This window comes from Pseudomonas sp. AP3_22 TE3818 (assembly GCF_053628995.1).
Genome location: NZ_JBRJHL010000001.1, coordinates 1,726,443 through 1,742,394 on the forward strand (window position 1 = coordinate 1,726,443; position 15,952 = coordinate 1,742,394).

Annotated in this window: 16 protein-coding genes; 15 read left to right on the top strand and 1 reads right to left on the bottom strand. The window is 60.0% G+C overall.

Annotated features, from left to right (window positions below; genetic code table 11):
• Window positions 1-234: 234 nt before the first annotated feature.
• The 6 genes from AB7M25_RS08090 to AB7M25_RS08115 all read left to right on the top strand — a co-directional run bounded on the left by AB7M25_RS08090 (window position 235) and on the right by AB7M25_RS08115 (window position 6,151).
• Window positions 235-717 (top strand): GNAT family N-acetyltransferase, encoded by a 483-nt coding sequence (locus AB7M25_RS08090; protein ID WP_104449001.1) that lies wholly within the window; start codon window positions 235-237, stop codon window positions 715-717.
• Window positions 718-979: 262 nt separating this feature from the next.
• Window positions 980-1,972 carry a 2-dehydro-3-deoxygalactonokinase gene (locus tag AB7M25_RS08095; protein ID WP_454237146.1) on the top strand — a complete coding sequence of 331 codons (993 nt, stop codon included), beginning with the start codon at window positions 980-982 and terminating at the stop codon, window positions 1,970-1,972.
• Between the two features lie 19 nt (window positions 1,973-1,991).
• The gene (locus AB7M25_RS08100; RefSeq protein WP_429516648.1) at window positions 1,992-2,612 is read left to right on the top strand and encodes a 2-dehydro-3-deoxy-6-phosphogalactonate aldolase; all 621 of its coding nucleotides are present in this window, start codon (window positions 1,992-1,994) and stop codon (window positions 2,610-2,612) included.
• Window positions 2,613-2,656: 44 nt separating this feature from the next.
• Complete coding sequence (dgoD, locus tag AB7M25_RS08105; protein ID WP_008047041.1) at window positions 2,657-3,805, top strand: galactonate dehydratase; 1,149 nt, start codon at window positions 2,657-2,659, stop codon at window positions 3,803-3,805.
• Window positions 3,806-3,976: 171 nt separating this feature from the next.
• Complete coding sequence (locus AB7M25_RS08110; protein ID WP_218479623.1) at window positions 3,977-5,287, top strand: MFS transporter; 1,311 nt, start codon at window positions 3,977-3,979, stop codon at window positions 5,285-5,287.
• A gap of 60 nt (window positions 5,288-5,347) precedes the next feature.
• Window positions 5,348-6,151, top strand: coding sequence for an IclR family transcriptional regulator (locus AB7M25_RS08115; RefSeq protein ID WP_429388640.1), 804 nt, complete (start codon window positions 5,348-5,350; stop codon window positions 6,149-6,151).
• Between the two features lie 172 nt (window positions 6,152-6,323).
• On the opposite strand, the gene AB7M25_RS08120 is transcribed toward AB7M25_RS08115, so the two are convergent.
• On the bottom strand, window positions 6,324-7,988 hold the full coding sequence (locus tag AB7M25_RS08120) for an electron transfer flavoprotein-ubiquinone oxidoreductase (RefSeq protein ID WP_429388642.1): 1,665 nt from the start codon (window positions 7,986-7,988) through the stop codon (window positions 6,324-6,326).
• Window positions 7,989-8,536: 548 nt separating this feature from the next.
• On the opposite strand from AB7M25_RS08120, the gene AB7M25_RS08125 reads away from it, so the two are divergent.
• The 9 genes from AB7M25_RS08125 (at window position 8,537) to AB7M25_RS08165 (ending at window position 15,689) form a co-directional block, all read left to right on the top strand.
• Window positions 8,537-9,286: an electron transfer flavoprotein subunit beta/FixA family protein gene (locus tag AB7M25_RS08125; protein WP_015093946.1), complete on the top strand. Its 750-nt coding sequence runs from the start codon at window positions 8,537-8,539 to the stop codon at window positions 9,284-9,286.
• A complete protein-coding gene (locus AB7M25_RS08130) occupies window positions 9,287-10,216 on the top strand; it encodes an electron transfer flavoprotein subunit alpha/FixB family protein (RefSeq protein ID WP_429398573.1) in 930 nt (309 codons plus the stop codon).
• A gap of 194 nt (window positions 10,217-10,410) precedes the next feature.
• On the top strand, window positions 10,411-11,247 hold the full coding sequence (locus AB7M25_RS08135) for a substrate-binding periplasmic protein (RefSeq protein WP_454237147.1): 837 nt from the start codon (window positions 10,411-10,413) through the stop codon (window positions 11,245-11,247).
• Between the two features lie 9 nt (window positions 11,248-11,256).
• On the top strand, window positions 11,257-11,613 hold the full coding sequence (locus tag AB7M25_RS08140; protein ID WP_165824753.1) for a DUF4398 domain-containing protein: 357 nt from the start codon (window positions 11,257-11,259) through the stop codon (window positions 11,611-11,613).
• The gene (locus AB7M25_RS08145) at window positions 11,610-12,416 is read left to right on the top strand and encodes an OmpA family protein (RefSeq protein ID WP_429388229.1); all 807 of its coding nucleotides are present in this window, start codon (window positions 11,610-11,612) and stop codon (window positions 12,414-12,416) included. The genes AB7M25_RS08140 and AB7M25_RS08145 overlap by 4 nt, the downstream gene beginning before the upstream one ends.
• Before the next feature lie 201 nt (window positions 12,417-12,617).
• Complete coding sequence (locus AB7M25_RS08150; RefSeq protein ID WP_007973699.1) at window positions 12,618-14,057, top strand: aminotransferase-like domain-containing protein; 1,440 nt, start codon at window positions 12,618-12,620, stop codon at window positions 14,055-14,057.
• An 80-nt stretch (window positions 14,058-14,137) separates the two neighbouring features.
• Window positions 14,138-14,620, top strand: a complete 483-nt coding sequence (locus AB7M25_RS08155; RefSeq protein ID WP_429388228.1) for a translation initiation factor 2 — start codon at window positions 14,138-14,140, stop codon at window positions 14,618-14,620.
• Between the two features lie 166 nt (window positions 14,621-14,786).
• A complete protein-coding gene (locus AB7M25_RS08160) occupies window positions 14,787-15,041 on the top strand; it encodes a YkgJ family cysteine cluster protein (RefSeq protein ID WP_007973695.1) in 255 nt (84 codons plus the stop codon).
• 42 nt (window positions 15,042-15,083) lie between these two features.
• Window positions 15,084-15,689, top strand: a complete 606-nt coding sequence (locus AB7M25_RS08165) for an START domain-containing protein (RefSeq protein WP_454237148.1) — start codon at window positions 15,084-15,086, stop codon at window positions 15,687-15,689.
• The last annotated feature ends 263 nt before the right edge of the window (window positions 15,690-15,952 follow it).

A 15,952-nucleotide genomic window follows, 5' to 3' on the forward strand; every position in this document is an offset into this window, starting at 1 on the left:
AAGCCTCTGCGTTGTTGTGGCGATCCAGCTTTTGTGGCGAGGGAGCTTGCTTGTGGTGAGGGGGCTTGCCCCCGTTGGGTTGCGCAGCAACCCCAATAAGAACCCTGGAATCTTTCTGGTGGAATGCGATCGCTGAGAAAGGGCCTGCTTCGCAGGCCAACGGGGGCAAGCCCCCTCGCCACAAATATCGTGTCGCCTTAGTATGGCGTTTTCAACTTTAGACAAGGCACGTCCATGACGATCGAAATCCGCCCGGCGACCCCCAGTGATGCACCGCAAATCCTCGCGTTCATCACTGAACTGGCCGACTACGAACGTGCCCGCCATGAAGTCATCGCCAGCGTTGCCGATATCGAGCGCAGCCTGTTCAGCGAAGGCGCCACTGCCCATGGCCTGATCTGCCTGCGCGAAGGTGCCGCCATCGGTTTCGCGGTGTTCTTCTTCAGCTATTCCACCTGGTTGGGCAGCAATTGCCTGTACCTCGAAGACCTTTACATCACGCCGGAACAGCGCGGCGGTGGTGCAGGCAAGACCCTGCTGCGGCATCTGGCGAAAATCGCCTGCGCCAACGACTGCGGCCGTTTCGAGTGGAGCGTGCTGGAGTGGAATACGCCGGCCATCGACTTCTACAAGTCCCTGGGTGCGCAGCCGCAGGAGGAGTGGGTTCGGTATCGGATGGATGGGAAAGTATTGCGCGAGTTCGCCGAGGGCCGTTGAGCGGTATCCCCCTGTAGGAGCGAGCCCGCTCGCGAAGAAATCGAAAGCACCACGGGGTGTCAGGTTTTCCGCTTTATCGTTGACGACCATCGCTAGCAAGCTAGCTCCTACAGGGGAATGCATTCCAGGGAGCTACCGTAGGCGGTGGTTTTTTTTTGCTCTCGTTTCAATATATGGGATGGATATTTATATATTGAGATTGTCCGGCGCATGGGTTTATAGTCCTGCTCACTCACTGCCAAAAAACAAAACAGGTGAAGCGATGCAGGCGCAATTGATCGCGCTCGACTGGGGGACAACCTCATTACGTGCTTACAAACTGGCTGAAGACGGCCAGGTGCTCGAACAGCGTTCGCTGGCGTCGGGGATCATGCAGTTGCCCAAGACGCCGCGAATCATTGGCGGCCAGGAATGCACCGACGGTTTTGAACTGGCCTTCGATGAGGCATGCGGTGACTGGCTCGATGCCCAGCCGCATTTGCCGGTGATTGCCTGTGGCATGGTCGGCAGCGCCCAGGGCTGGTGCGAAGCGGCCTACCGCGACACGCCGGCGAACGTCGCCACGCTCGGCACTTCCTTGCAATCCGTGCGCAGCCTGCGTGGCGTGGAAGTGCACATCGTGCCCGGCGTCATCGAGCGTTCGCGTCTGCCGAACGTGATGCGCGGCGAAGAAACCCAGGTGCTCGGTGTGCTGCAAAACCTGCCGGGCGAGGCGAGCGTGGACCTGCTGATCGGCCTGCCGGGCAGTCATTCGAAATGGGTGGAAGTGGCCGACGGCTGCATCGTGCATTTCGATACCTTCATGACCGGCGAAGTCTTCGCCGTGCTCAGCGAGCACAGCATTCTCGGACGCACCCAGCAGCGGGGCGGGTCCTTCGATGGCGACGCGTTTGATCGCGGCGTGCAGGTTGCGTTGTCGACGGACGGTGAAACCGGTCCGCTGTCGACCCTGTTCAGCGCCCGTAGCCTGGGCCTGACCGGCGAATTGAGCGCCACCGCTCAGGCGGACTATCTGTCCGGCCTGCTGATCGGCCATGAGTTGTCGGCCCTGGCCATTGTCCAGCGACGTCGGCGCAACAGCGTCCATCTGCCGTCGATCATCCTTATCGGCAATACCCAACTTTGTGCCCGCTACCGCCGTGCGCTCGACGCCTGCGGTTTTGCCCGGGTGACCCTGGCCGAACAGGCCACCGAACGCGGATTGTGGCAACTGGCGCTCGCCGCCGGTCTGGTCACGTCCACCGCATCCCGTTAAACCTGCCTGGAGGTCTGACATGCTCAAACAAGCGCTGGCGCAAAACGGCCTGATCGCGATCCTGCGCGGCCTGCGTCCACAGGAAGCTGCCGCTATCGGCGAAGTCCTGTACGCCGCCGGATTTCGCGTCATCGAAGTGCCGCTCAATTCCCCTGAGCCGTACGACAGTATCCGCATCCTGCGCAGTACCTTGCCTGCCGATTGCCTGATCGGTGCCGGCACGGTGCTGACGCCGGAACAGGTCGAACGGGTGAAAGCGGCGGGGGGCCAAGTGATCGTCATGCCCCATAGCGATCCGAAGGTCCTGCGTGCGGCGAAAGCGGCGGGGCTGTACCTGTCGCCCGGTGTCGCCACGCCGACCGAAGCCTTCGCGGCGCTGGCCGAAGGCGCGGACATCCTCAAGCTGTTTCCGGCCGAGCAAATGGGGCCGGCAGTCGTCAAGGCCTGGCTGGCGGTCCTGCCGGCCGGGACGATCCTGGCGCCTGTAGGCGGCATCACCCCGGACAACATGCAGGTGTTTATCGACGCGGGCGTCAAAGGTTTCGGCCTCGGCTCCGGTCTGTTCAAGCCGGGCATGACCCCGGAGCAAGTGGCGGCCAATGCCAAGGCCTATGTCGCTGCCTGGAAAGCCCTTCGCTAAGACTTTTGGCGCTGCGAGCGCTGCATCCATAAGAGAGACAACAGATGAAAATCACCAAATTGACCACCTTCATCGTTCCGCCACGCTGGTGCTTCCTCAAGGTCGAAACCGACGAGGGCGTCACCGGTTGGGGCGAGCCCGTGGTCGAAGGCCGCGCCCACACCGTAGCCGCAGCCGTTGAAGAATTGTCCGACTACCTGATCGGCAAGGACCCGCGCAACATCGAAGACATCTGGACCGTGCTCTATCGCGGCGGCTTCTACCGTGGCGGTGCGATCCACATGAGCGCCCTGGCCGGTATCGACCAGGCCTTGTGGGACATCAAGGGCAAGGCGTTGGGGGTGTCGGTCAGCGACCTGTTGGGTGGTCAGGTGCGGGACAAGATTCGCGTGTATTCGTGGATCGGCGGCGACCGCCCGGCGGACACGGCGCGCGCGGCCAAAGAAGCGGTCGAGCGCGGTTTCACTGCGGTGAAAATGAACGGCACCGAAGAACTGCAATTCCTCGACACCTTCGACAAAGTCGACCAGGCCCTGGCCAATGTCGCTGCCGTGCGCGATGCGGTTGGTCCGAACGTCGGCATCGGCGTGGATTTCCATGGCCGGGTGCACAAGCCCATGGCCAAGGTGCTGATGAAGGAACTCGACCCGTACAAGCTGATGTTCATCGAAGAGCCGGTGCTCAGCGAAAACTACGAAGCGCTGAAAGAACTCGCGCCACTGACCAGCACACCGATTGCCCTCGGGGAGCGCCTGTTCTCGCGCTGGGATTTCAAGCGCGTGCTCAGCGAAGGCTACGTCGACATCATCCAGCCGGATGCGTCCCACGCCGGTGGCATCACCGAAACCCGCAAGATCGCCAACATGGCCGAAGCCTACGACGTGGCGCTGGCGCTGCATTGCCCGCTGGGTCCGATTGCCCTGGCAGCTTGCCTGCAACTGGACGCGGCTTGCTACAACGCATTCATCCAGGAGCAGAGCCTGGGCATCCACTACAACGAGAGCAACGACCTGCTCGACTACGTGAAAGACCCACGGGTGTTCGACTACGACAAAGGCTTCGTGAAGATCCCGAACGGCCCGGGCCTGGGCATCGAGATCAACGAGGAATACGTGATCGAACGCGCCGCCATCGGCCACCGCTGGCGCAACCCGATCTGGCGCCACGCCGATGGCAGTTTTGCCGAGTGGTGATCCCGTTCTGATTCACCAATAACCCTGTGGGAGCTGGCTTGCCAGCGATGACGGCAGCACATTCAACATTGATGTGACAGATCCACAGCTATCGCTGGCAAGCCAGCTCCCACAGGGTTCGGTGCAAGGCCACAGGCCGACCTCAATAACCATAAGAAGAGGCACCCTCCCATGCAACCGCAAACCCTCACAGGGCAGGCGTCGTTGGTGACGCCCAGCCGCAAGCGTTTTTTCATCATGGTGCTGTTGTTCATCACCGTGGTGATCAACTACCTGGACCGCAGCAACCTGTCGATTGCCGCCCCGGCATTGACCAGTGACCTGGGCATCGACCCGATTCATGTCGGCCTGATCTTCTCTGCCTTCGGCTGGACCTACGCCGCCATGCAGATCCCCGGCGGCTGGCTGGTAGACCGGGTCCCGCCACGCATCCTTTACACGGCAGCGCTGTTGCTGTGGTCGATTGCCACCGTGATGCTCGGCTTCGCCGGCAGCTTCATCGCGCTGTTCGTGTTGCGCATGGCGGTCGGCGCCCTGGAGGCGCCGGCCTATCCGATCAACAGCCGCGTGGTCACCACCTGGTTCCCTGAGCGCGAGCGCGCCACGGCCATCGGTTTCTACACCTCCGGGCAATTCGTCGGCCTGGCGTTCCTGACGCCGGTACTGGCCTGGCTGCAGCACGAATTCGGCTGGCACATGGTGTTCGTCACCACTGGTGCGGTAGGCATTCTGTGGGCAGTGATCTGGTACGCTGTATATCGCGAACCACGGGATTTCAAAGGCGCCAATGACGCAGAGATTGACCTGATCCGCGAGGGCGGTGGGCTGGTGGATATCCAGGCCGAGCAGGCCAAGGTCAAAGCCAAATTCAGCTGGACCGACCTGGGGATTGTCCTCACCAAGCGCAAGCTCTGGGGCATCTACCTCGGGCAGTTCTGCCTCAATTCGACCCTGTGGTTTTTCCTGACGTGGTTCCCGACCTACCTGGTGAAATACCGCGGCATGGACTTCATCAAGTCCGGCCTGCTGGCGTCGCTGCCGTTTCTCGCGGCGTTCGTCGGCGTACTGTGTTCCGGTTTCTTCTCGGACTTTTTGATCCGTCGCGGTTACACGGTAGGTTTCGCCCGCAAGTTGCCAATCATCAGCGGCCTGCTGATTTCCACCTCGATCATCGGCGCCAACTTCGTTGAGTCGACGCCGTTGGTAATTGCCTTCCTCGCACTGGCATTTTTCGGCAACGGCCTGGCTTCGATCACCTGGTCGCTGGTGTCGACGCTCGCCCCGGCGCGTTTGCTCGGGCTGACCGGCGGGGTGTTCAACTTCATCGGCAACCTGTCGGCGATTGCCACGCCGATCGTGATCGGCTTCCTCGCGACGGGTGATTCCTTTGCCCCGGCGATCACCTACATCTCGGTGCTGGCGTTGATCGGCGCACTGTCCTACATCTTGCTGGTGGGCAAGGTCGAGCGTATCAAGTTGTAGTCGTGTCGCGCGGGCGACCATAATGCCGCCCGTTCACTCGCTCAACGGTAAAGGCTGGATATGCAGGAAGACGCCCCAAAAATCGCCAAGGACGCCGCACCGACCGGCACCCAGACCCTGCTTCGCGGTTTGGGGGTGGTTCATGCCGTGGCCAGCGGCGCCCGCGACCTCAAGGAAATCGCCCGACTGATCGGCACCACGCGCAGCACTACCCATCGCCTGGCCAGTTGCCTGGTGGACGAGCGTTACCTACGGGTGGTGCCGCAAGTCGGTTATCTGCTGGGGCCGAAGCTGATCGAGTTGGGCTTTCAGGCCCGTGAAGAGTTGCCGTTGGTGACCCTGGCCGGGCCGTATCTGGATGAGTTGTCGGCGTTGACCGGCGACACCGTTCATCTGGCGATCCGTGAAGGCGACGAAGTGCTGTACTTGCACAAGAACCCGGGGCGCAATGGCCCGGAAATGCGTTCGCGGGTCGGCCATCGCATGCCGCTGGCGCGCACCGGGATCGGCAAGGCGCTGATGCTCGACGATTCGCCGCAAGAGTGGCAACGCCTGTACCAAGTCAGCCTGCCGGTGGGTGGGAAAAATCAATTCTGGCCGCAGCACCCGGAGCAATCCTGGGAGCAGTTCGAGCAGCGCATGGTCGAGTACGTGGCCGGCGGCTACGCCTTCGATCTGGAAGACAACGAGCCGTCGATCCGTTGCGTGGCAGCGCCGGTGCGCGATGCCAGCAAGCGCATCGTCGCCGGCATCAGCATCGCCAGTACCGTGCCGTACATGCCGCTGGAAAAAATGGCCGAGCTGATTCCGTTGATCAAGGGTGTTACGGCGCGGCTCTCGGCGGAGCTGGGCCTCAAGGTCTGACACATAACCTTGTAGGAGCCGGCTTGCTGGCGATAACGGTATGTCATTCAGCATCATAGGTGCCTGACACACCGCTATCGCCAGCAAGCTGGCTCCTACAGGGTTGTGTGATCTTTAATAGCGGGCAACAAAAAGGCCCCCATTTCGGGAGCCTTGATGTTCAGCGGTCGGCTTACATGTTCGGGTAAGTCGGGCCGCCAGCGCCTTCCGGCGTCACCCAGGTGATGTTCTGTGCAGGGTCCTTGATGTCGCAGGTCTTGCAGTGAACGCAGTTCTGGGCGTTGATCTGGAAGCGCTTCTCGCCGTCTTCCTTGGTGATCACTTCATACACGCCGGCCGGGCAGTAACGCTGTGCCGGCTCATCGTACAGCGGCAGGTTCTTGCTGATCGGGATGCTCGGATCGGTCAGCTTCAGGTGGCACGGCTGCTCTTCTTCGTGGTTGGTACCGGAGATGAACACCGAGCTCAGTTTGTCGAAGCTGATCTTGCCGTCCGGTTTCGGGTAGTCGATCTTCTTGCAGTCGGCCGCCAGTTTCAGGCAAGCGTAATCCGGCTTGGTGTCGTGCAAGGTGAACGGCAGTTTGCCGCCGAAGATGTTCTGGTCCAGCCAGTTGAAGCCGCCACCCACGATGGCGCCGAACTTGTGGATCGCCGGTCCGAAGTTACGGCTGGCGAACAGTTCATCGTAGAGCCAGCTCTTCTTGAACGCGTCGACGTAGGTGGTCAGTTCTTCGCTGCCGTCCTTCTCTGCGAACAGTGCGTCAGCCACCGATTCAGCGGCGAGCATGCCGGACTTCATCGCGGTGTGGCTGCCCTTGATCTTGGCGAAGTTCAGGGTGCCGAGGTCGCAACCGATCAGCGCGCCGCCCTTGAAGACCATCTTCGGCAGCGAGTTCAGGCCACCCTTGCAGATGGCGCGAGCGCCGTAGCTGATGCGCTTGCCGCCTTCCAGGTACTGCTTGAGCACCGGGTGATGCTTGAGGCGCTGGAACTCGTCGAACGGCGACAGGTAGGTGTTGCTGTAGGACAGGTCGACGATCAGGCCGACGACGACCTGGTTGTTTTCCAGGTGATAGAGGAACGAGCCACCGGTGTTCTCGGTGCCCATGATGTCCATCGGCCAACCGGCGGTGTGCACCACCAGGCCAGGCTGGTGTTTGGCCGGGTCGACTTCCCAGATTTCCTTCAGGCCGATGCCGTAGTGCTGGGCGTCGGCATCGCTGTCGAGGTTGAAGCGCTTGATCAGCTGCTTGCCGATGTGGCCACGGCAACCTTCGGCGAACAGCGTGTATTTGCCACGCAGTTCCATGCCCGGGGTGTACAGGCCTTCTTTCGGATGGCCTTCGCGATCGACGCCCAGGTCGCCGGTGATGATCCCGCGAACTACGCCGTTCTCGTCGATCAGCGCTTCCTGAGCGGCGAAGCCCGGGTAGATTTCCACGCCCAGGTTCTCGGCCTGCTGGGCCAGCCAGCGGCACAGGTTGCCCAGGGAGATGATGTAGTTGCCTTCGTTGTGCATGGTCTTGGGCACAAAGAAGTCTGGAACTTTCTGCGCGCTTTCAGCGTTCTTCAGCACGAAGATGTCGTCACGGGTGACGGGGGTGTTCAACGGCGCGCCGAGTTCTTTCCAGTCCGGGAACAGTTCGTTCAGGGCGCGTGGTTCGAACACGGCACCGGACAGAATGTGAGCACCGACTTCGGAGCCTTTTTCGACCACGCAGACGCTGATTTCCTTACCGGCTTCGGCGGCCTTCTGCTTCAAGCGGCAGGCGGCGGAAAGACCAGCGGGGCCGGCACCGACGATGACCACGTCGAATTCCATGTATTCGCGTTCCACAGGTTATCTCCTACTCAAGGCTCAACAGTTTTTTTTCTAATTTGGAGGTTGGGTGTCGCATCCATGAATTCCGGCGCAACGCCGAAAGCGGACAATCGATTGACCACCTTTCTCTTTGGGTGGCGCATTATATCTACACCACTCTCAGCGTCCAATACAAACGTTTGTTTGAATTGGCTCAAAGCCAGAGAAATCAAAGTCACGCGCCTTATGAACGGCCATTTTGGCGTATTGACCGGAATAGGCGTTCCGGTCAAGATACGGGCGGTTTTGCGCTCGCCGTAGGCTGGCAGTTGGTTTCAAGAGCACCTCTAAAGACAGGGCGATGGCAGTAGAGAGTGATGCGCTGCGCGGGTTTGATGCGCAGTTTACACGCCGCGATGTTGAATGACTCGTCAGTCACCACTGACGAACGGTCATGCAGATCATGAGCGCTGGTCACTTGACACCTTTGCCGGCGTTTTTGGAGGTGCCCTTGCGCCCGATGAGCATCAACCGCCAGGTTCGCCTAGGCGACTTTCTTTTCACCGGAGAGTAACGAGGAATCCATGAAGGTTCTTGTAGCTGTCAAACGCGTTGTGGATTACAACGTCAAGGTTCGCGTCAAGGCGGACAATTCCGGCGTCGATCTTGCCAACGTCAAGATGTCGATGAACCCGTTCTGCGAGATCGCCGTGGAAGAAGCCGTACGCCTGAAAGAAAAAGGTGTTGCGACTGAAATCGTCGTCGTCTCCGTCGGCCCGTCCACCGCTCAAGAGCAACTGCGCACCGCGTTGGCTCTGGGTGCCGACCGCGCCATCCTCGTCGAGTCCGCCGAAGACCTGACTTCCCTGGCCGTTGCCAAGCTGCTGAAGGCCGTTGTCGACAAGGAACAGCCTCAGCTGGTGATCCTTGGCAAACAAGCCATCGACAGCGACAACAACCAGACTGGCCAGATGCTTGCTGCACTGAGCGGCTACGGTCAGGGCACGTTCGCTTCGAAAGTCGAAATCAGCGGCGACAGCGTTGCCGTGACTCGCGAAATCGACGGCGGCGCGCAGACAGTTTCCCTGAAGCTGCCGGCCATCGTCACCACCGACCTGCGTTTGAACGAGCCGCGCTACGCGTCTCTGCCAAACATCATGAAAGCCAAGAAGAAGCCTCTCGAAGTGCTGACTCCGGACGCTTTGGGCGTTTCCACCGCCTCCACCAACAAGACCCTGAAAGTCGAAGCGCCAGCTGCACGCAGCGCGGGTATCAAGGTCAAGTCGGTGGCTGAACTGGTCGAGAAACTGAAAAACGAAGCGAAGGTAATCTAAATGACTATCTTGGTTATTGCTGAACACGACAACAAAGTGCTGGCCCCGGCCACACTGAACACCGTTGCTGCCGCCGCCAAAATCGGTGGTGACATCCACGTTCTGGTTGCAGGCCAGGGCGCTGGCGCCGTGGCTGAAGCCGCTGCGAAAATCGCTGGCGTGAGCAAAGTCCTGAACGCTGACAATGCCGCTTACGCGCATCAGCTGCCGGAAAACGTCGCTCCTCTGGTTGCTGAGTTGGGCAAGGGCTACAGCCACATCCTGGCTGCCGCCACTTCCAACGGCAAAAACATCCTGCCGCGCGTTGCCGCTGCACTGGACGTTGACCAGATCTCCGAGATCATCTCGGTAGAAAGCGCTGACACCTTCAAGCGCCCGATCTACGCCGGTAACGCCATCGCTACCGTTCAATCGAACGCTGCAGTGAAAGTGATCACCGTGCGTGCCACCGGTTTCGACCCGGTTGCCGCTGAAGGTGGTTCGGCTGCTGTTGAAGCGGTTGCTGCTGCCCACGACGCTGGTATCTCCAGCTTCGTCGGCGAAGAGCTGGCCAAGTCCGATCGTCCGGAACTGACCGCTGCCAAGATCGTCGTTTCCGGCGGCCGTGGCATGCAGAACGGCGACAACTTCAAGCACCTGTACGCCCTGGCCGACAAGCTGGGCGCTGCTGTGGGCGCTTCCCGCGCTGCGGTCGACGCAGGTTTTGTTCCGAACGACATGCAGGTCGGTCAGACCGGCAAGATCGTTGCTCCACAGCTGTACATCGCCGTCGGTATCTCCGGCGCGATCCAGCACCTGGCCGGCATGAAAGACTCCAAAGTGATCGTTGCGATCAACAAGGACGAAGAAGCGCCGATCTTCCAGGTGGCCGATTACGGCCTGGTGGCGGACCTGTTCGAAGCCATCCCTGAGTTCGAGAAGCTGGTCTAACCTGGCGGCTTGACTTATAAAGAGCCCGGCCTTTTGGCCGGGCTTTTTTTTGCTCTCTGTAGGAGCGAGCTTGCTCGCGATGGACGTTAACGATGACGCGTTCATTCTGGAAAAACGCGGCGCATTGACGTCCATCGCGAGCAGGCTCGCTCCTACAGGGGGGGCATAACCGGGTATGAGTGGAGTGTGAAGCCATGGATCTGCGCTGTGTGTGGCGCTTGCTGGGATTGACGCTGTTGCCGACGCTGTCTTTCGCCGCAGGCAAATGCGAACGCCTGGTGGTCACCGGCAGCCCCGACGCGCCGCCGTACCTGTGGCAAGACCCGCAGAATCCCAAACACCTGATCGGTGCCAGTGCCGATTTGCTGCAGCAAGTGGCGGGGGAGTTGGGGCTCAAGGTCGAACTGCTGTATGCCGGCAAACGCGCCCAGGCCCTGGACGAAGTGCGCAGTGGACGCATGGACATGCTGGCGGACGCAACGTTGACCGTCAGCGAGTTGGAAACCCTGGATTACATCCATCCACCCTTGCTGGAAAACGACTACCTGGTCTGGACGCGCAAGGATTCGACACTGGTCTACAACGAAGCAGCAGATCTGCACGGCCATCCGGGTGCCGTGTCGGAAAAGGCTCGATTGACCCCCGAATTCAGCACCCTTGCCGCACAGCAATTAACCCTCACGCGCACGTCCAACCTGACCCTGGCCTTTCAGAAACTGTTGTTGGGCGAAGTCGAATTTGTCCTGGCCGGACGTTACTCGGGCATGGCGACTGCACAGGCACTGGGCATGGCCGGTGATCTGAGCGCGCGTTCGCAACCGGTCGACAAGCCTGGCCTGTTCCTGGCGATTTCCCACAACTCGGCCTGCAACGATCCGTGGTTGCGCGGACAGTTGGCCAAAAAGATGACAGAATTGCCCGCGTCCGGACTGACGGAAGCCGTGCTGATGCGCAATATCGAGCGCTGGAAGGCACAGCGCTCACAACCGCAGCAACCCTCGCAACAACCCGTCAGTACCCCAAAACAGTAGGGATATTTAGTGAGTATTCGACCTCTTTTCGCTGCCGTGGCCATTGTCGCCCTGGCGGGTTGTGCAACCGATCCGGCGCCGAACGAACAAATGCGCCTGACTGAACAGGCACTCGAACAGGCCAAGGCCGTGGGTGCCACAGCCGACGATGTGCCGGAAATGAAACTGGCCGAGGACAAGTACAACCGCGCCAAGGGCAACATGACTGATCAATCGTTCAAGAACGCACGCATGCGCGCCGAACAGGCCGAACTGGATGCGCGCCTGGCTGAAGCCAAGGTGCTTACGGCCAAGAGCGAGGAACAATTGAACGTGCTTAACACCCGCATCGCCCGTCTGCACAAGCAACTGGGAGATGCTCAATGAGCCTCAAGCGCAAAACCCTTGGCGGTTTGATCCTGGCCGCCAGCCTGTCTGGTTGCGTCAGCCAGCACAGCGAGACCGCGTTGCAGCAAGCCGGAACCGACTTTCAGAAGGTCAAGGAAGACTCCAATGTGCTGCGAATCGCCCCCAAGGACGTGATTCGCGCCGGTGAGTCCCTGGCCCGTGCCGATCGCCTGTCCAGCTATTGGGGCAGCGGTTCGGACGTGGTGCATTACGCCTACCTGAGCCAGCGCTATAGCGCCATTGCCCGGGAACACACCAATCAGGCGCTCAACGAAGAACAAGCGGCAAAACTCGAACTGGAACGCCAGCGCCTGCAACTGGCATTGCGTGAGTCCAAACTGTTCAGTGTGCAGCAGCAAGGCAAATGGCTTGAAGAGCAGATCCTGGCATTGACCACCTCCCAGACCGACCGCGGTCTGGTGATGACGTTGGGCGACATGCTGTTCGACACCGGCGAAGCGGAATTGAAACCTTCGGCCAACCGCGTGGTGTTGAAGATCGTGCAGTTCCTGCAACTCAACCCCAAGCGTGTGGTGCGGATCGAAGGTTACACGGACAGTACCGGGGGCAAGCAGGAAAACCTCAAGCTGTCTCGCGACCGTGCACAATCGGTGGCTGACGTGCTGATGGACCTGGGTATCGATGACAAGCGCATCCAGGTCGAAGGTTATGGCGACGAGTATCCCGTGGACGCGAATGCGTCGGAACGCGGCCGTGCGCAGAACCGTCGGGTGGAAATCGTGTTTTCCGACGAAAGCGGCCAGCTCGGCGCCGCCCGGTAGGGGGGGCATCGATGGAAAACCCGGCCTGCCATGCAGCGCCGGGTTTTTTTACGCCTGCCGATTACTGCACAAAACAGTACAGATTTTGCTGACACTGCACTGTACGGTCGACTATTGTGGTAACTGTCCCCGTACACTTCTAAACTGTTCCGGTATTGTTTTACACAAGAATAAAATGCCCGTGAAATCGAGTGCTGCGTCATGACCAATCTTTTGCTCTATCAACGTATTGCTCAACAACTGGCCGAAGACATCCGCCGCGGGGTCTATCAGCCGGGAGAGCGCGTGCCTTCGGTGCGCAAGATGAGCTCGCAGCTCAATGTCAGTCATGCGACCGTGTTGCAGGCGTATGCCAATCTCGAAGATCAGGGGCTGATCCGTGCCCGGCCGCAGTCGGGTTACTACGTGCACCAGACACCGGCACTCACGGCGCCGACGCCGGACATCGCCCGGGTCGAGCGCCCCGGCCTGGTCACCCGTAGCAGCATCATTCAACAAGTGTTGGTCGAATCCCGTCGTGAAGGTGTCTTCCCGCTGGGTGCGGCGGTGCCGAGTGTCGACTATTTGCCGGTGCGGGCGCTGCATCAGCAATTGGCCAAAGTCACTCGTTTCCATAGCCCGCGGGCCTTCAGTTATATGTTCAGCCCCGGTTTCGAGCCGTTGCGCCGGCAGGTGGCGATCCGCATGCGCGATGCCGGCGTGGTGGTCGACCCGTCGGAAGTGGTGATCACCCACGGCTGCGTCGATGCGCTGCAGATGTCCTTGCGCGTGCTGACCCGTCCGGGCGATCTGATCGCAGCCGAGTCGCCGACCTATTACGGGTTGCTGCAACTGGCCGATCTGTTGGGCCTCAAGGTCATCGAGATCCCCAGCGATCCAGCCACGGGCATGAGCCTGGAAGCCCTGCAACTGGCAGCCAACCAATGGTCGATCAAGGCGTTGGTGCTGACCACCCGGCTGAGTAACCCGTTGGGCGGCACCATGCCTGAAGAACGGCAGAAACAACTGCTGCGCCTGGCGTCGGACTTCGATATCCAGATTGTCGAAGACGATATCTACGGTGAGCTGATGTTCGAGCAGGGGCGCACCAAATCCCTCAAGGCCTATGACCGGCTGGATCGGGTGATCTATTGCTCGAGCTTCTCGAAAACCCTGTCGCCCGGCGTGCGGATCGGCTGGATGATTGCCGGCAAGTACCAGCAGGAAATCCAGCGCTTGCAAACCTTCAGCACGCATTCAGCGTGCAGCGTGACCCAGATGGGCATTGCCGCTTACCTGGAAAATGGCGGGTACGACCGGCATTTGCGCTTCATTCGTCAGGAGTACCGCAAGAACCTCAGTGCCTTCCAGCTGGCCGTGCAGCAGTATTTCCCGGAAGGCACGCAGATGACCCGGCCTACCGGTGGCTTCATTCTGTGGGTCAGTCTGCCGGGGCGGGTCAACACCCAGGAGTTGCACGTGCGGGCATTGCAGCAGGGCATCAGTATTGCGCCCGGGCTGATCTTCAGTAATACCGAGCAATTCAATCACTGCATTCGCCTCAACTGCGGCACGCCCTGGAATCGTGAGGCCGAGCGCGCGTTGATGACCCTGGGCATGCTGGCCACCCAACTCTGCCAAGAGATGGCTGGCGGTTTGTAACGGGCTGCTACTGCGCTTGTCTTGTGGGCTGCAACAGGCGAGCATAGGCACCTCTGCCGTTTGCACCCACCGTGGGATACATGAAACCGATTTTTCCTGCCGCCTGGCTTTTGCTCTGCCTGATTGCGAGTATTCAGCCAGTATCCGTCGTTGCCGCCACCGAGCAGGATCAGCAGGCCACCGGCAGTTTCCACGTTGCACCGATAGAAACCACACCGGCAAAAAAAGCCTCGCCGGCCAAGAAACCCGCGACGCCCGCGAAAAAACGCCCACCCATTGCTTCCAAATCGAAAGCGGCCAGCGAAGTGGTAAAGACCGAGCTTCCATCCGCCAAGCTGGACCTGAGCCTGCCCAAGGATATGGTACAGGAGCTGAAACCGGTCGGAACGGTGCCGATGCCCAAACGCGAGCCGTTGTTGCCCCAGATGTTCGGTGACAAAAGCGGCAGCAGCCCGTTCCAGCTCAATGGCCGCCTGCTCACCAATGAAATGCAGCTGCAACTGCGCAATGAAGAGCGCCGCGAGGTTGAAGGGGCAGCCCTGGATTTCGAGTTCAAGCAGTAACACCAGCAAGATCCGCGAGCCGCAGACCAGACGCTTTGTCGGAGACTGGTCGGTCATGCCCGTTTACGTCGAAAAACCCGCTCGCAAGTAATTTAAAACAACTGTTTTAGCGGGTACTCTGTGCCCCGTACTTTTACACATTGCTCGTCGCGAGGAGCTTGTCGTCATGAAATGCCGTGAGGGCTGTGGCGCTTGTTGCATTGCCCCGTCCATCAGTTCACCGATCCCCGGTATGCCTAACGGCAAGGCCGCGGGGCAGCGTTGCCTGCAACTTTCCGCCGACAACCTGTGCAATATTTTCGGCCAGCCGGAACGGCCGGCGGTGTGTTCTGCCTTCGAGGCCGACCCCGAGGTGTGCGGAAGCAGCAGCGAAGAGGCCATCCGGCTGATTGGCTGGTGGGAGCAAATGACGGCGGCGTGATGTGTTCCAACGAACGGAACTTCAACAATAAGGAATAAGACTATGGGTTTGCTGCATCGTATGGCTGTGCTGTGTGGTTTGACGGTTGTGCTGGTTACCTCGACAGCCCAGGCCGAAGACTGGAAAGTCAAGAAAGACGAAGACGGCATCAAAATCTCCCTGAGTGAAGTGGCCGGGTCCGACTACAAGGCCTACCAGGGCGTTACGCTGATGAAAACCACCATGGCCAAGCTGCGTGCGTTGCAGGATGACGTGACTGGAGCCTGCGCCTGGATTCACGAATGCAAAACCCAGAAACTGCTCAAGCACGAAGGTAACCAGAGCTGGACCTACACTCAGTTCAACACCCCATGGCCGGTTACTCCGCGTGATTCGGTGCTGCATATCACCACCACCGAAGGTGCCGATGGCAGCCTGACCCGCAAGCTCGAAGGCGTACCGAAATACATTCCTGAAGAAAAAGGCTTTGTCCGGGTCGCCAAGGTCGACGGATTCTGGAAGTTCGTACCCAAGGGCGACCAGATCGAAGTGACCTATCAGGTGCACACCGAACCGGGCGGCAGCGTGCCGTCGATGGTGGCCAACAAGTTCGTGGTGGATGCCCCGTTCAATACCTTGAAAGCCCTCAAGGAACGCGCCGAGAAGTAACGGCGTGGTGCTTTCAAGGTGACTTCGCAGCGCCCCGACCGGTTCGGGGCGTTTGCGTTTTTGACCGGGCAGGGCGCTTTAATTTGTTTCCGGATATGCGTTGCACGAAATTTTCACCAAGTCTCCAAGACAATTCGCCGGCTCTCCCGCCACACGCAGCGTATTCCTGAGTGCAGGATGAAACAGTCGGGATGAGGGTAGTAATCAATGGCAATACAGCCGTTGATCGTGCAACATTTGCGCACCGCGCAAACCCCCGGGCC

Coding starts and splice junctions, on each gene's coding strand:
- AB7M25_RS08090 (WP_104449001.1), top strand. CDS start 235: ATGACGATCGAAATCCGCCCGGCGACCCCCAGTGATGCACCGCAAATC.
- AB7M25_RS08095 (WP_454237146.1), top strand. CDS start 980: ATGCAGGCGCAATTGATCGCGCTCGACTGGGGGACAACCTCATTACGT.
- AB7M25_RS08100 (WP_429516648.1), top strand. CDS start 1,992: ATGCTCAAACAAGCGCTGGCGCAAAACGGCCTGATCGCGATCCTGCGC.
- dgoD (WP_008047041.1), top strand. CDS start 2,657: ATGAAAATCACCAAATTGACCACCTTCATCGTTCCGCCACGCTGGTGC.
- AB7M25_RS08110 (WP_218479623.1), top strand. CDS start 3,977: ATGCAACCGCAAACCCTCACAGGGCAGGCGTCGTTGGTGACGCCCAGC.
- AB7M25_RS08115 (WP_429388640.1), top strand. CDS start 5,348: ATGCAGGAAGACGCCCCAAAAATCGCCAAGGACGCCGCACCGACCGGC.
- AB7M25_RS08125 (WP_015093946.1), top strand. CDS start 8,537: ATGAAGGTTCTTGTAGCTGTCAAACGCGTTGTGGATTACAACGTCAAG.
- AB7M25_RS08130 (WP_429398573.1), top strand. CDS start 9,287: ATGACTATCTTGGTTATTGCTGAACACGACAACAAAGTGCTGGCCCCG.
- AB7M25_RS08135 (WP_454237147.1), top strand. CDS start 10,411: ATGGATCTGCGCTGTGTGTGGCGCTTGCTGGGATTGACGCTGTTGCCG.
- AB7M25_RS08145 (WP_429388229.1), top strand. CDS start 11,610: ATGAGCCTCAAGCGCAAAACCCTTGGCGGTTTGATCCTGGCCGCCAGC.
- AB7M25_RS08150 (WP_007973699.1), top strand. CDS start 12,618: ATGACCAATCTTTTGCTCTATCAACGTATTGCTCAACAACTGGCCGAA.
- AB7M25_RS08155 (WP_429388228.1), top strand. CDS start 14,138: ATGAAACCGATTTTTCCTGCCGCCTGGCTTTTGCTCTGCCTGATTGCG.
- AB7M25_RS08160 (WP_007973695.1), top strand. CDS start 14,787: ATGAAATGCCGTGAGGGCTGTGGCGCTTGTTGCATTGCCCCGTCCATC.
- AB7M25_RS08165 (WP_454237148.1), top strand. CDS start 15,084: ATGGGTTTGCTGCATCGTATGGCTGTGCTGTGTGGTTTGACGGTTGTG.